The organism is Klebsiella sp. OBRC7 (genome assembly GCF_000293135.1).
GTDB lineage: Bacteria > Pseudomonadota > Gammaproteobacteria > Enterobacterales > Enterobacteriaceae > Klebsiella > Klebsiella michiganensis.
On the sequence record NZ_ALNJ01000064.1, the window covers coordinates 62,878 to 75,463 of the forward strand.

15 protein-coding genes are annotated in these 12,586 nt (G+C 61.6%); 1 reads left to right on the forward strand and 14 read right to left on the reverse strand.

Annotated features, from left to right (window positions below):
• The first annotated feature begins 36 nt into the window (after nt 1–36).
• Nucleotides 37–642 (forward strand): FMN-dependent NADH-azoreductase, encoded by a 606-nt coding sequence (gene azoR, locus HMPREF1144_RS12965; protein ID WP_009653084.1) that lies wholly within the window; start codon nt 37–39, stop codon nt 640–642.
• Between the two features lie 35 nt (nt 643–677).
• On the opposite strand, the gene HMPREF1144_RS12970 is transcribed toward azoR, so the two are convergent.
• The 14 genes from HMPREF1144_RS12970 to paaA all read right to left on the reverse strand — a co-directional run bounded on the left by HMPREF1144_RS12970 (nt 678) and on the right by paaA (nt 12,408).
• Nucleotides 678–1,088 carry a GFA family protein gene (locus HMPREF1144_RS12970; RefSeq protein ID WP_085954975.1) on the reverse strand — a complete coding sequence of 137 codons (411 nt, stop codon included), beginning with the start codon at nt 1,086–1,088 and terminating at the stop codon, nt 678–680.
• Nucleotides 1,089–1,096: 8 nt separating this feature from the next.
• Nucleotides 1,097–1,693 carry a phenylacetic acid degradation protein PaaY gene (gene paaY, locus HMPREF1144_RS12975; RefSeq protein ID WP_004850516.1) on the reverse strand — a complete coding sequence of 199 codons (597 nt, stop codon included), beginning with the start codon at nt 1,691–1,693 and terminating at the stop codon, nt 1,097–1,099.
• A gap of 9 nt (nt 1,694–1,702) precedes the next feature.
• Nucleotides 1,703–2,629: a phenylacetic acid degradation operon negative regulatory protein PaaX gene (paaX, locus tag HMPREF1144_RS12980; RefSeq protein ID WP_009652999.1), complete on the reverse strand. Its 927-nt coding sequence runs from the start codon at nt 2,627–2,629 to the stop codon at nt 1,703–1,705.
• Nucleotides 2,630–2,886: 257 nt separating this feature from the next.
• A complete protein-coding gene (paaK, locus tag HMPREF1144_RS12985) occupies nt 2,887–4,203 on the reverse strand; it encodes a phenylacetate--CoA ligase PaaK (protein WP_009653030.1) in 1,317 nt (438 codons plus the stop codon).
• Between the two features lie 28 nt (nt 4,204–4,231).
• Nucleotides 4,232–5,437, reverse strand: coding sequence for a 3-oxoadipyl-CoA thiolase (gene pcaF / locus HMPREF1144_RS12990; protein ID WP_004850511.1), 1,206 nt, complete (start codon nt 5,435–5,437; stop codon nt 4,232–4,234).
• Nucleotides 5,437–5,859 carry a hydroxyphenylacetyl-CoA thioesterase PaaI gene (paaI, locus tag HMPREF1144_RS12995; RefSeq protein ID WP_009653011.1) on the reverse strand — a complete coding sequence of 141 codons (423 nt, stop codon included), beginning with the start codon at nt 5,857–5,859 and terminating at the stop codon, nt 5,437–5,439. Before paaI ends, pcaF begins: the two co-directional genes overlap by 1 nt.
• Nucleotides 5,849–7,270: a 3-hydroxyacyl-CoA dehydrogenase gene (locus HMPREF1144_RS13000; RefSeq protein WP_009653063.1), complete on the reverse strand. Its 1,422-nt coding sequence runs from the start codon at nt 7,268–7,270 to the stop codon at nt 5,849–5,851. Before HMPREF1144_RS13000 ends, paaI begins: the two co-directional genes overlap by 11 nt.
• 3 nt (nt 7,271–7,273) lie before the next feature.
• Nucleotides 7,274–8,062, reverse strand: a complete 789-nt coding sequence (gene paaG / locus HMPREF1144_RS13005) for a 2-(1,2-epoxy-1,2-dihydrophenyl)acetyl-CoA isomerase PaaG (RefSeq protein ID WP_009653083.1) — start codon at nt 8,060–8,062, stop codon at nt 7,274–7,276.
• Nucleotides 8,063–8,064: 2 nt separating this feature from the next.
• On the reverse strand, nt 8,065–8,832 hold the full coding sequence (gene paaF, locus HMPREF1144_RS13010) for a 2,3-dehydroadipyl-CoA hydratase PaaF (protein ID WP_009652993.1): 768 nt from the start codon (nt 8,830–8,832) through the stop codon (nt 8,065–8,067).
• Nucleotides 8,829–9,899 (reverse strand): 1,2-phenylacetyl-CoA epoxidase subunit PaaE, encoded by a 1,071-nt coding sequence (gene paaE, locus HMPREF1144_RS13015; RefSeq protein WP_009652971.1) that lies wholly within the window; start codon nt 9,897–9,899, stop codon nt 8,829–8,831. Before paaE ends, paaF begins: the two co-directional genes overlap by 4 nt.
• Nucleotides 9,900–9,906: 7 nt before the next feature.
• Nucleotides 9,907–10,404, reverse strand: a complete 498-nt coding sequence (gene paaD / locus HMPREF1144_RS13020; protein ID WP_004850498.1) for a 1,2-phenylacetyl-CoA epoxidase subunit PaaD — start codon at nt 10,402–10,404, stop codon at nt 9,907–9,909.
• A 12-nt stretch (nt 10,405–10,416) separates the two neighbouring features.
• A complete protein-coding gene (paaC, locus tag HMPREF1144_RS13025; RefSeq protein ID WP_009652983.1) occupies nt 10,417–11,172 on the reverse strand; it encodes a 1,2-phenylacetyl-CoA epoxidase subunit PaaC in 756 nt (251 codons plus the stop codon).
• Between the two features lie 7 nt (nt 11,173–11,179).
• Complete coding sequence (gene paaB / locus HMPREF1144_RS13030; protein WP_004850493.1) at nt 11,180–11,467, reverse strand: 1,2-phenylacetyl-CoA epoxidase subunit PaaB; 288 nt, start codon at nt 11,465–11,467, stop codon at nt 11,180–11,182.
• An 11-nt stretch (nt 11,468–11,478) separates the two neighbouring features.
• A complete protein-coding gene (gene paaA / locus HMPREF1144_RS13035) occupies nt 11,479–12,408 on the reverse strand; it encodes a 1,2-phenylacetyl-CoA epoxidase subunit PaaA (RefSeq protein WP_004850491.1) in 930 nt (309 codons plus the stop codon).
• Nucleotides 12,409–12,586: the final 178 nt, after the last annotated feature.

Here is a 12,586-nt window from a genome sequence, read left to right on the forward strand (position 1 = left end):
AACGGCCCGTCAATCACATTAAAAAAGGAAACACCCATGAGCAAAGTATTAGTTCTGAAATCCAGTATTCTGGCAGGGTACTCGCAATCTGGTCAGCTGTCCGACTATTTTGTTGAACAATGGCGTGAAAAGCACGCGCAAGACGTTATCACCGTGCGCGACCTGGCTGCAAACCCAATTCCGGTTCTGGACGGCGAGCTGGTTGGCGCTCTGCGTCCGAGCGATGCGCCGCTGACGCCGCGTCAGCAGGAAGCGCTGGCTCTTTCCGATGAACTGATCGCTGAACTGCAGGCGAATGATGTGATTGTTATCGCGGCGCCGATGTACAACTTCAACATCCCTACCCAGTTGAAAAACTACTTCGACCTGGTAGACCGCGCTGGCGTGACCTTCCGCTACACCGAGAAAGGGCCGGAAGGTCTGGTAAAAGGTAAACGCGCGGTTGTCGTCACCAGCCGCGGCGGTATCCATAAAGATACCCCGACGGACCTGGTAACGCCGTACCTCTCTACCTTCCTTGGCTTTATCGGCATCACCGATGTGAACTTCGTGTTTGCTGAAGGCATCGCCTACGGTCCGGAAGTTGCAGCGAAAGCGCAGACCGATGCGAAAGCCGCTATCGACAGCGTTGTTGCCGCATAAGAATTGACTCCTCCCGCCCCGGCGGGAGGAGAGCTTCACTTTTTCTCGTAGCGCAAATACCCCACCACACCACCGCCGCCATCTTTTGGATGATTCACGCCGTCGTTGACCTCCACGCAGGGAAAATCAAAAGGCGACACGCCGTCTATGCAGGCCACATTCACGCCATACTGCTGCGGGTTTGAACGCCGTTGATGAAAAGTGTAGATCCCACAAACTGAGCAGAAAAAGTGCACGGCTTGACCGGTATTAAAGCGATACTCCGTGAGCTTATCCCGTCCGCGTATAACATCTATTCCTGAAAGCGGCGCAGAGACCGCTACCGCCCCACGCATCCGGCAATATGAACAGTTACAGCGGCGAACGGTGTTGAAGCCATCGCTGAGCTCAACGGTAAACGCCACCGCGCCGCAGTGGCACTGAGCGCATAATTTCTCTGCCATGATTTTTCCCCTCAGGAGGATGATTTCGGCCGCAAATTCTCATCAAACGCCAGCCGCTTTCTGTCCGGCTCTGCTTCTTTGAGCGGTTCCACCTGATGCAGCGTCTGTTTGCAGCGCTCCACCAGCATCTGATACTCCCGCGTCCCCTGCTTCTTCCAGGCCAGCTCCTGTTCGCTTAATGTACGGATGGCTTTTGCCGGACTGCCGACAATCAGATGGTTGGCGGGCATTTCGGCGTTGGCTTTCACAAAGGCCGAAGCGCCGACGATGCTGTTTTCCCCAATCCTGGCCCCGTCAATAATCACCGCGCTCATCCCCACCAGCGCGTTGCGGCCGATGGTGCAGCCGTGCAGAATCGCGCCGTGGCCGATATGTCCCTCTTCTTCCACCACCGTGTCCTGGCCTGGAAAGCCGTGCATCACGCAGTTATCCTGGATGTTAGCGCCATCTTTCACCACGATACGGCCAAAATCGCCGCGCAGGCTGGCGTTAGGCCCGACGTAGACCCCTTTGCCGAGGATCACGTCGCCGATCAGCACGGCGGTGGGATGAACATAGCTTTCGTCCGGTACAACCGGCGTCATACCGTCAATCTGATAAATGGGCATGGTGCCTCCTTATACGCCCGACAGCCCGCCGAAGCGCTGGAAATAGAGCGGACCCGGCGCGGGAAGTTCCCCCACCGAGCTTTCGCCCTTCTCGCCGACAAACGCCAGCGCGCCGGGCGCAACGCGTTGATAAATATTGATGCACAGCTGGCGCGCGGTTTGTCCGGCCCAGTGCGCGGGGAGCAACTCTTCGGGCAGCAGCGGATCTTTCAGCACCACCCGGCGATAGAAGTGAATCAGCAAGAGCTGAATTTGAAAGCAGCGTTCGGGCGTCAGCTCCGCGGGCTCGCAGTCGCGAAGCAGCGGCAGCAGCGGTCGAAACAGGGCGATAAACGTTTCATACATCGCGTTCTGGTCGGTAAGATGCCAGCACTCTTCAACGCGAGCGCGCAGCGCCGCCCGGGAGAGCGCTAGCGGGGAATGCGCTTCGAAGCAGATAACGTTTTCCGCTACGCCCGCTTCGTGCAGCAGAGATTGCACGTCCGCCAGCTTCTGCGATGGCGAAGCCAGCAGGCTCGGCGCCAGCGCGCCAAATCCCTGCCACAGCAGCTGTTTTTTGACTTCCGCCAGAGTGCTCTTCTCCAGCCCTTCCGACAGCAGCAGCAGCCAGGTACCGTCCCACTCCGGGGCGCTGGCGCGATAGATTTTATGCTCCGCCCGGCGGGTCAGGCGCAGGCCTTTGTCGCTGAGGCGGTAGAAGCTGCGGCGGCCAATGCGCACCACATCGAGCCACTCTTCTTTATTCAGGCGGAACAGCGCGGTACGCACGAATCGTTCGCCGAATCCCAGCCCTTCCAGCAGCGCCGCCACGCTGCCGAGCCAGACCTCTCCGCCGCGCTGGAGCAAGGCGTCGCCGTATAAAGAAGCAATAAGCGAGGTCCCGCTAATGGGCATCGCGGCGACGGCCTGTTGAATAAAGGTGTCGAGTTTACTCATCTGATTCATTCTGTTGTGATTTTTGTCCTTTTTGAATCATAGCACAGGAAATCCCGGAGGCGGTGATGGCGCACCTGTCCGTGCTACCGGGCCGCAGACGACGGTGAACACGTAGCCCGGAGCCGGGAAGAGGCCGAGCTGATACATCAACTCCGGCACACTCCCCGGGTCGCGGCGTAAACGCCTTACCCGGGCTACGGGAGTTGCGGCATCGGGTAGCCCGGACAGGCGCAATGCGCCGCCTCCGGGAGAATGCGTTATTCGTTAGCGGCCACCTTGCGCAGATCGAACACGCGGCAGGCCTTACCCTCGGAGCGCGGAATGCTGCCGCAGTTAACAATGCTGATATCGGTCGAAATCCCCACCATCGACTTGATCCGGTGGCGCAGCTGGTGGCAAATCTGACAGCGCTGCTCGTGGTTCAGCGCCAGACCGCTCTCTTTTAGCTCCACGCGCACCGAAAGTGAATCAAGATGACCCCGGCGGTTAACTTCCAGCTGATAGTGCGGCGCCAGATGTTCGAACTTGAGGATCTCCTCTTCCAGTTGCGACGGGAAGACGTTCACGCCGCGGATAATCAGCATATCGTCGCTGCGCCCGCTGATGCGATCCATCCTGCGCATGGTGCGGGCGGTGCCCGGCAGCAGTCGCGTCAGGTCGCGGGTGCGGTAGCGGATCACCGGCAGCGCTTCTTTGGTCAGGGTGGTGAACAGCAGCTCGCCGTGTTCGCCGTCCGCCAACGGCGTACCGGTGTCCGGATTCACCACTTCAGGGTAGAAGTGGTCTTCCCAGATCGTCGGACCGTCGGCGGTTTCCAGACACTCCATCGCCACCCCCGGCCCCATCACCTCCGACAGGCCATAGATATCCAGCGCCGAAATCCCCAGACGACGCTCGATTTCCGCCCGCATCGCATGGGTCCACGGCTCCGCGCCGAACACCCCCACCCGCAGGGAGCAGCCGCTGGCGTCGCCGCCCATCTGGCGCTCCAGCTCTTCAATCAGGTTCAGACAGTAGGACGGCGTCACCATGATCATATCCGGCTTGAAATCGCGGATCAGCTGGGCCTGCTTTTCGGTCTGCCCGCCGGACATCGGTATCACCGTCGCGCCTAAACGCTCCGCACCGTAGTGGGCGCCCAGCCCGCCGGTAAACAGGCCATAGCCGTAGGCGACATGAATTTTGTCTTTTGCCGTCCCGCCCGCCGCGCGCAGGGAGCGGGCGACAATATTGGCCCAGTTATCAATATCGTTTTGCGTATAGCCCACCACCGTCGGCTTGCCGGTGGTGCCCGAAGACGCGTGGATACGCACCACCTGCTCCATCGGCACCGCAAAGGTATCAAAGGGGTAGTTGTCGCGCAGATCCTGCTTGGTGGTGCAGGGAAACTTGCTCAGATCGCTCAGTTCGTGAAAATCGTCAGGATGAATGCCCGCCGCGTCAAATTTACGGCGATACATCGGCACGTTCTCATACGCATGCTTAAGGGTCCACTTCAGACGCTGGGTTTGCAGGGCCTGTAGCTCGTCGCGCGATGCGGTTTCAATCGGGTCTAATTGAGTTATCGTTGTCATTTTGTAGGGTACTCGCAGGTAGATTCGCTCACACTCGCTCAAGGATCATGGCAATGCCCTGACCCACGCCAATACACATCGTACACAGCGCATAGCGCCCGCCGCGGCGCTGCAGCTCCAGGCTGGCGCTTAATGCCAGCCGGGCGCCGCTCATTCCCAACGGATGGCCTAAGGCGATGGCGCCGCCGTTGGGGTTAACATGCGGGGCATCATCCGCCAGCCCCAGCTGTCTGAGCACGCCCAGCGCCTGGGCGGCGAAGGCTTCATTCAGCTCAATCAGATCCATATCGTTTATACTCAGCCCGGCGCGCTCCAGCGCTTTACGTACCGCCGGTACCGGTCCAAGCCCCATCAGCTTCGGCTCGACGCCCGCCGTCGCCATCGCCACAATACGCGCCCGGGGCGTCAGCCCCTGGACGATGGCCTGCTGCGAACTGGCGATAATCAGCGCCGCGGCGCCGTCGTTGACGCCGGAGGCATTTCCCGCGGTCACTACGCCACCCTGACGGAACGGCGTTTTTAGCCGCGAGAGCTGTTCAAGGGTGGTGTCCGCCCGCGGATGCTCGTCATCGCGCACGACGTTTACCGCTCCTTTCCTGTCGACAACGTTTACCGGTACGATCTCCTGCGCCAGAATGCCGTCTCGCTGGGCCTGAGCCGTACGCTGCTGGCTGCGGAAAGCGAAAGCGTCCTGATCGGCGCGGCTGATATTTAACAATTCAGCTACATTCTCCGCCGTTTCAGGCATGCTGTCAGTGCCAAATCGCTGCTGCATGAGCGGGTTCACAAAACGCCAGCCGATGGTGGTATCAAACAACTCGGCCTGGCGCTGCCAGGAGGCGCTGGCTTTGGCCATCACAAACGGCGCGCGCGACATGGACTCGACGCCGCCGGCGATCATCACATCCGCCTCTCCGGCTTTGATGGCGCGTGCGGCGAAGCCGATAGCGTCGAGACCGGAGCCGCACAGACGGTTAATGGTGGTACCGGGTACGGTGTGCGGATAGCCCGCCAGCAGCGTCGCCATATGGGCCACGTTGCGGTTGTCTTCGCCAGCCTGGTTGGCGCAGCCAAGAATCACATCATCAATCGATGCCGGATCGAACTTCGGGTTACGGCTCAGCAGTTCGCGCAGCGGGATGGCGGCGAGGTCGTCGGCGCGCACGCTGGCCAGCGACCCGCCGTAGCGGCCAATCGGCGTGCGGATCCCGTCACAAATAAAGGCATCGCGCATCAGACTTCTCCTGTGATTGTGCCGCCGATGCGGTGCGATTTACCGCGGAACAGAGCGACAACTTTTTGCTGTTGGTTAACAATTTCAATGTCATAGACCCCGGTCAGCTTGCCCTGATGCTTAACTCTCGCCGTCGCGGTTAGCAGCTCGCCGACAAAGGCCGGACGCAGAAAATCGATGCTCGCCGCCGACGCGACCGCCGCCAGCCCCTGGCTATTGCAGGCGTAGGCGAAGGCGGTATCGGCGAGCGAAAACAGCTGTCCGCCGTGGCAGGTATGGTGGCCGTTGAGCATGTTCGGGGTGATCGCCATGGTCATCTGCGCGTAGCCCTGGTCCATCTCGATAATTTCAATTCCCAGCGCTTTCGCACAGTTATCGTTCTCGTACATCTCGCGGGCGTTGTGCCAGGCTTCATTGCTCATGATGTCTCTCCATCAGCGCCTTCTGGCGCAGCAGGGAACAGGGGCGATAGCGCTCTTCGCCATAGTGCTCCTGCAGGTTTTCCAGCAGCCGCAGCACCCGGCCCCAGCCAAGTGATTCACCCCACGCCAGCGGCCCACGCGGATAGTTAACCCCCAGACGCATCGCGGTATCGATATCCTCCGCGCTGGCGACGCCTTTTTGCAGCGCGTCCAGCGCCTCGTTCACCAGCATCGCCACCGTGCGCCACACCAGCAGGCCGGGATAGTCGGCGATCTGCAGCACTTTTTTGCCCTGCTGCTGAAAGTGGTAAACGGCTTTGTCGATGGCCGACTGCGGGGTAGTCACGGCGCCAGCAATAACCACCGTATCCCCCGCGCAGTGGTCGTACACCACGACCGGACGGCGGTGCTGCAAGCTCAGGGCCAGGGCGGTTTCACCGGTCGTTTCCAGCAGCAGCACCTCATCCAGCTCGGTGACAACGTCACGTTTTATGCGCTTTGCTGCGCGTTCTGCCGATACGGCGGCCAGGGCCAGCTCAGGCTGTGCCTCAGCAGGCCAGCAGTAGACTCCCTGCCCGCTCTTTTTACCCAGCCGTCCGGCCAGCGCCAGCTCCTGCTGCAGCAGCGACGGCAGATAGCGGCGGTCCTGCCAGAAGGCGTTAAATACCGAACAGGTCACCGCAAAGTTGACGTCCTGGCCAATCAGGTCGGTCAGCGCCAGCGGCCCCATGGGGAAACCGCCGCCGTCGCGCAGGGCGGCGTCAATCACCTCCGGCGCGGCGACCTGCTCCTCCAGCGCTCGCCACGCTTCGGCATAAAAAGGCCGCGCCACGCGGTTGACGATAAAGCCGGGCGTAGAGCGGCAGCGAACCGGCTGTTTTCCCCAGTCGCTGACCCGCTGGCAGAGCTGTTCAACGACTTCCGCCGAGGTGGCCAGGCCGCTGACCACTTCCACCAGCTTCATTACCGGGGCCGGGTTAAAGAAGTGCAGCCCGGCGACCCGCTCCGGGTGTTTTATCCCCGAGGCGATGGCGGTGATCGATATCGACGACGTGTTGCTGACCAGCAGCGTCGACGGGGAGCAGATTTCGGCAAGCTGTTTGAACAGCGCTTTTTTCACGTCCAGGCGCTCGGAGGCGGCTTCAATAACCAACTCCGCACGGGCTAAAGCACTCAGATCCTCAGCCGGAGCCAGACGCGACAGCAGCGCCCCGGCCCGTTCCGCCGCCAGCTTGCCGCGGCTGACGCGGGAGGCCAGCCGCTGGCGAAGCCCGTCGATGGCGCGAACCACCGCCTCAGGGGCGATGTCGTAAATCAGTACCGGATGCCCGGCGGCGGCGGCAACTTCGGCAATGCCGGCGCCCATGGTGCCGCTGCCTATCACCGCGACGGTAGGTAACGTTGTGCTCATCGGCTATTTCCCGCTGAAGTGAGGTAGACGCTTGGCCAGAAAAGCGCTGACGCCTTCGCGATAGTCGGCGCTGCGTCCGGCCAGGCGCTGGTAGTCGCGCTCCAGGTCAAGCTGCTGGTCCAGGGTCTGGGTTTCCGCCAGCCGCAGCGCGTTCTTAATCAGCCCGAGGCCATAGGTTGGCTGGGCGGCCAGGTGCCGGGCCAGCGCCAGGCCGGTGTCTTTCAGCTCGGCGTCGTCCACCACCTGCCAGATCATCCCCCACTGCGCCGCCTGCTCCGCGCTCAGGCTATCGCCCAGCAGCGCCAGCCCCATCGCCCGCGCGCGCCCCGCCACGCGCGGCAGAAACCAGCTGCCGCCGCAGTCCGGCACCAGACCAAGCTTGCTGAACGCCATGACGAACTTCGCTGAACGCGCCGCCAGCACGATATCGCAGCCCATCGCCAGCGTAGCCCCCGCGCCCGCCGCGACGCCGTTCACCGCGCAAATCACCGGTTTCGGCAGCGCCGCCAGACGGCGCACCAGGGGGTTGTAGAACCGCTCGACCGATAAGCCGAGATCCGGCGCCGGCCCGCTGGGGTCAACATTGCGGTCATTTAAATCCTGCCCGGCGCAAAAGCCGCGCCCGGCGCCGGTCAGCAGTAAACAGCGCACGCTGTCGTCGCGTTCTGCCTGTTTCAGGCACGCCGCCAGCTGCTGGTGCATCAGGTCGTTAAAACTGTTCAGACGGTCCGGGCGATTAAGGGTAATCGTCATCACGCCCTGTTCCACTTCGCTGAGAATGAAAGCTTCCACGATTAGCGTCCTTTAAATTCCGCAGTACGTTTATGTAAAAAGGCGTCGATGCCTTCGCGGCGATCTTCGGTCGCGCTCAGCAAAGTAAACAGCTGGCGCTCCTGCTGAAGCCCGGCCTGCAGGCTCACCTCCTGCGACAGCCGCAAAGCCTGCTTAGCCGCGCGCAGCGCCAGCGGCGAGTGGCGAGCCACGGTTGCCGCCAGGGCGAGCGCGTATTCATCGGTGAGCGCTGGCGGATAAACCTCGCATACCAGCCCCGCCCGCTGCGCCTGTTGGGCATCAATGCTTTCGCCGCTCAAGACCATCCGGCTGGCCAGCGCCTTACCGACGCTGCGGATCAGGCGCTGGGTTCCGCCCGCGCCCGGCATAATACCGAGGGTGATTTCCGGCAGGCCGAAGCGGGCGTTATCGCCGGCGACGATCAGATCGCAGAGCAGCGCCAGCTCGCATCCGGCGCCGAGGGCATAGCCGTTAACCGAAGCGATCAGCGGTTTACTGAAGGCATCGATACGCGCCCATAGCCGCGGGCGAATATCATCGAGGGTGGCAGGCAGATCTTTTTCCGCCATTTCGTTCAGGTCAGCCCCTGCGGCAAAGAAGCGTTCGTTACCGCTGATGACGCAGACGCCGACCGACGGGTCCAGCGCCGCCGCGTCGAGCACGTCGGCGATCTGCGTCAGCAGCGCGTTATTCAAAGCGTTGCGCGCCTGCGGGCGATTTAGCGTCAGCTGCAGTACGCGCGCGTGACGAGCAATGAACAGTTCGCTCATGTCATCCCCCGCGCGTCAAAGTCGACTACCACATCGTCGCTGGTGGGCAGCGCCTGGCAGCTCAGCACGTAGCCCGCCGCCAGTTCGTCGGCTTCAAGGCTGTAGTTAGCAGCCATCGCCACCTCGCCGCGCAGCACTTTGCATTTACAGGTGGCGCAGACGCCCCCCTTGCAGGCAAACGGCAGGTCCGCCCCCTGGCGCAGCGCGGCGTCAAGAATGCTGTCATCCTCCGCGCTCAGGGCAATGGTCCGGTCGCGGCCGTCCTGACGAATCGTGACCGCGCGGCCCTCCGCCTGTACGCCGGTAGCCCGCCTGGCGCGGCTGTCCGGGGTATTAAAACGTTCCAGATGAATCGCGTCCTCCGGTACGCCCAGCTCGCGCAGGGCGATCTCCGCTTCATCCATCATCGCCGCCGGGCCGCAGATAAAGGCGTGCTCGAAGCGGCTGAAGTCCAGCAGATGGGCGGCCAGTTCGCGCAGCTTGTCGCCGTTGATGCGCCCCTGCAGCAGATCGCTGTCCATCGACTCCTGGCTGAACAGGTGCACCACCTGCAGACGCTGCGGATAGCGGTCTTTCAGGTCGGCCAGCGCCTGACGGAACATCATGCTGTGGCTGCTGCGGTTGCCGTAAACCAGCGTGAAGCGGCTGTCGACTTCGGTAGCGAGGGTGGCGTCGATAATCGCCATCATCGGCGTAATGCCGGAGCCGGCGGCAATCGCCAGGTAGTCAGCGCAACGCCCGGCCTGCGGCTGGTAGCCGAAATGGCCCTGCGGCACCATCACGTCCAGCGCCATGCCTTGCTGAATGTCGCTCTGGGCATAGCGCGAGAAGCGCCCGCCGTCGATGGCCTTCACCGCCACGCTGATTTCACCCGGCGAGCGGCTGCGGCAAATGGAGTAGCAGCGCCTGAGCTCTTCACCGCCAAGGCGCGCTTTCAGGGTCAAATGCTGGCCCGGGCGGAAGGCGTATGCATTACGCAGCGCGTCGGGAATGGCAAAGGTGATGGTGACCGCATCGCGGGTTTCCGGCTCCACTTTCGCCACGGTAAGCGAATGAAATGTCGTCATCGCAACCTCAAATACATTTAAAGTAATCAAAGGGTTCCCGGCAGCTGTCGCAGCGATACAGCGCTTTGCAGGCCGTGGAACCGAATTCGCTAATCAGCGAGGTGTGGCGGCTGCCGCAGCGCGGACAGACCACGTCCTCCGGCATGTGGGCATGGCAGGCATGGCCCTGCGGCGGACTGATGCCGTACTGGCGCAGGCGTTCACGCGCGTCCGGCCCCATCCAGTCGGTGGTCCACGGCGGGTCAAGCTGCAGCACGATATGCACCGGCGCGTAGCCGTTTTCCGTCATTGCCGCGCGGATTTCTCCCAGCAGATGTTCGGTGGCCGGGCAGCCCGAATAGGTTGGCGTGAAGCCAATCACCCAGCCATCGCCGCGGCGCTCCACGCTGCGCACGAGGCCGAGGTCGGTAATGGTCAGCACCGGCACTTCCGGATCGGGAATGGCGCCTAACAGATCCCAAACGGCGTGGACCTCCGGGGGCGCGATATCAACCAGACGTTGCATAATCCCCTCCTGCTACCACTGCTGGCCGGGATAGGCGCGCTGTAAATACTGCATCTCCGCCAGCAGCGGCCCGAGATGTTCGCTGTGCAGCCCCTGCTTACCGCCGCTGCGGAAAGCCGCTTCTTGCGGGATCTGCAAACCGGCGTCGATCAGCGCCGTGTGCACCGCGCTCTGCCATTCGACCAGCAGTTCGCGGGGGTCGACGGCGATGCCTTGCACACTCAGCTCAATTTCCAGCTCATCGGCCTGGAACAGCTCGCCGGTAAAGCGCCACAGGTTATCCACCGCACTCTGCATTCTCTGGGCGGAAAGCGCCGTGCCGTTGCCCAGGCGCTCCAGCCAGCCGCGGCTAAAGCGCTGGTGGTAGCGCACCTCTTTCAGCGCTCTGGCGGCGATGGCGGCAAGCTGCGCATCGCGACTGCTGACCAGGCGGCCATAGAGCGCCACGTGCCAGACATCGATAAAAAACTGGCGAGCAATGGTGTCGGCGAAGTTGCCGTTTGGCTGCTCCGCCAGCAGCAGATTGCAAAACTGGCGCTCGTCGCGGCCAAAGGCCAGGGTATCTTCATCGCCGCTGCCGGTCAGTTCGGCGGCGTAGCTGAGGAAATGGCGCGCCTGCCCCAGCAGGTCGAGGCCGATATTGGCCAGCGCCAGATCGATCTCCAGCTCCGGCGCGTGGCCGCACCACTCGCCCAGACGCTGGGCCAGCACCAGGCCGTTATCGCCGAGGCGCAGGGCATAAGCGGCAACGGGGTTGTCGTTTTTCATCGTGGCCTCACATATGTTCCATGCCGTCGGGCACGGTGTAGAAGGTGGGATGACGATAGACTTTGCTCTCCGCCGGGTCGAAAAACGCGCCGCGCTCTTCGGGCTGCGAGGCGACGATTTCGCTGGCCTTCACCACCCAAATCGAACAGCCCTCACTGCGGCGGGTATAGGCATCGCGGGCGTTTTCCAGCGCCATCTGGTCATCGGCGGCGTGCAGGCTGCCAACGTGGCGGTGCGACAGTCCCTGTTTGCTGCGAACGAACACTTCATATAACGGCCAGTAGTTTTTGCTCATCTTCATTCTCCTTACGCGGCGTCGCGAGCCTGCTGTTTTTGCGCATGCGCCAGCGCGGCTTCCCGCACCCACGCGCCCTCTTCCCATGCCTTGCGTTTAGCACCCAGGCGTTCGTGGTTGCAGATCCCGCGTCCGGCAATGACTTCGTTAAATTCCTGCCAGTCGATGGCGCCAAAGCGGTAGTGGCCGCTGGTTTCATCCAGCCGCAAATCAGGGTCGGGTACGGTCATGCCGAGGATTTCTACCTGCGGAATGGTGTTATCGACAAAGCGCTGGCGCAGTTCGTCGTTCGAGTGGAGCTTGATTTTCCACGCCATGCTGCGGGCGCTGTTTGGCGAGTTATCGTCGCCCGGGCCAAACATCATCAGCGCCGGCCACCAGAAACGATTGATGGCGTCCTGCAGCATCTGCCGCTGCGCGTCGCTGCCCTGCGCCAGCGCCATGCAGGCTTCAAACCCCTGGCGCTGGTGAAAGCTCTCCTCTTTGCAGATCTTGACCATTGCCCGGGCGTAGGGTCCGTAGGAGGTGCGGCACAGCGCCACCTGATTGACGATGGCCGCGCCGTCCACCAGCCAGCCAATCACGCCGATATCCGCCCAGCTCAGGGTCGGGTAGTTAAAAATGGAGGAGTACTTCATCTTGCCGTCGAGCATTTTCTGATACAGGTCTTCGCGGGCGCAGCCGAGGGTTTCCGCCGCGCTGTAGAGGTACAGACCATGCCCGGCTTCATCCTGCACTTTCGCCAGCAAAATCGCTTTGCGCCTAAGGGTCGGCGCGCGAGCGATCCAGTTGCCTTCCGGCAGCATGCCGACGATTTCCGAGTGCGCGTGCTGACCAATCTGGCGGATCAGCGTTTTGCGGTAGGCTTCCGGCATCCAGTCCTGCGGTTCGATGGCCGTCTCCTGCGCGATGCGCTGGTCAAAGCGTTGTTCTTCTGTCACGTCATCACCTTTATGATTCCAATAAATTCGATTTAAATTAATTTTCGAATCACTTTGTTTTATAAAAGTTACATTCAAGTTAAATAAAACCACAAATTTTGTTTGTCTTTTTTGTGATGGCTAACGCAAAAGCTTTTGTAAAAGCCATGATTAACAATTAATTAAGCCAATCACGCCG

Bases quoted from the DNA above. Each gene is read 5' to 3' on its own strand.
- pcaF (WP_004850511.1), bottom strand. From the start codon at position 5,437: ATGCGCGATGCCTTTATTTGTGACGGGATCCGCACGCCGATTGGCCGC.
- paaE (WP_009652971.1), bottom strand. From the start codon at position 9,899: ATGACGACATTTCATTCGCTTACCGTGGCGAAAGTGGAGCCGGAAACC.
- paaK (WP_009653030.1), bottom strand. From the start codon at position 4,203: ATGACAACGATAACTCAATTAGACCCGATTGAAACCGCATCGCGCGAC.
- paaF (WP_009652993.1), bottom strand. From the start codon at position 8,832: ATGAGCGAACTGTTCATTGCTCGTCACGCGCGCGTACTGCAGCTGACG.
- paaC (WP_009652983.1), bottom strand. From the start codon at position 11,172: ATGAAAAACGACAACCCCGTTGCCGCTTATGCCCTGCGCCTCGGCGAT.
- paaX (WP_009652999.1), bottom strand. From the start codon at position 2,629: ATGAGTAAACTCGACACCTTTATTCAACAGGCCGTCGCCGCGATGCCC.
- azoR (WP_009653084.1), top strand. From the start codon at position 37: ATGAGCAAAGTATTAGTTCTGAAATCCAGTATTCTGGCAGGGTACTCG.
- paaD (WP_004850498.1), bottom strand. From the start codon at position 10,404: ATGCAACGTCTGGTTGATATCGCGCCCCCGGAGGTCCACGCCGTTTGG.
- paaB (WP_004850493.1), bottom strand. From the start codon at position 11,467: ATGAGCAAAAACTACTGGCCGTTATATGAAGTGTTCGTTCGCAGCAAA.
- paaY (WP_004850516.1), bottom strand. From the start codon at position 1,693: ATGCCCATTTATCAGATTGACGGTATGACGCCGGTTGTACCGGACGAA.
- HMPREF1144_RS13000 (WP_009653063.1), bottom strand. From the start codon at position 7,270: ATGAGCACAACGTTACCTACCGTCGCGGTGATAGGCAGCGGCACCATG.
- paaI (WP_009653011.1), bottom strand. From the start codon at position 5,859: ATGAGCAATGAAGCCTGGCACAACGCCCGCGAGATGTACGAGAACGAT.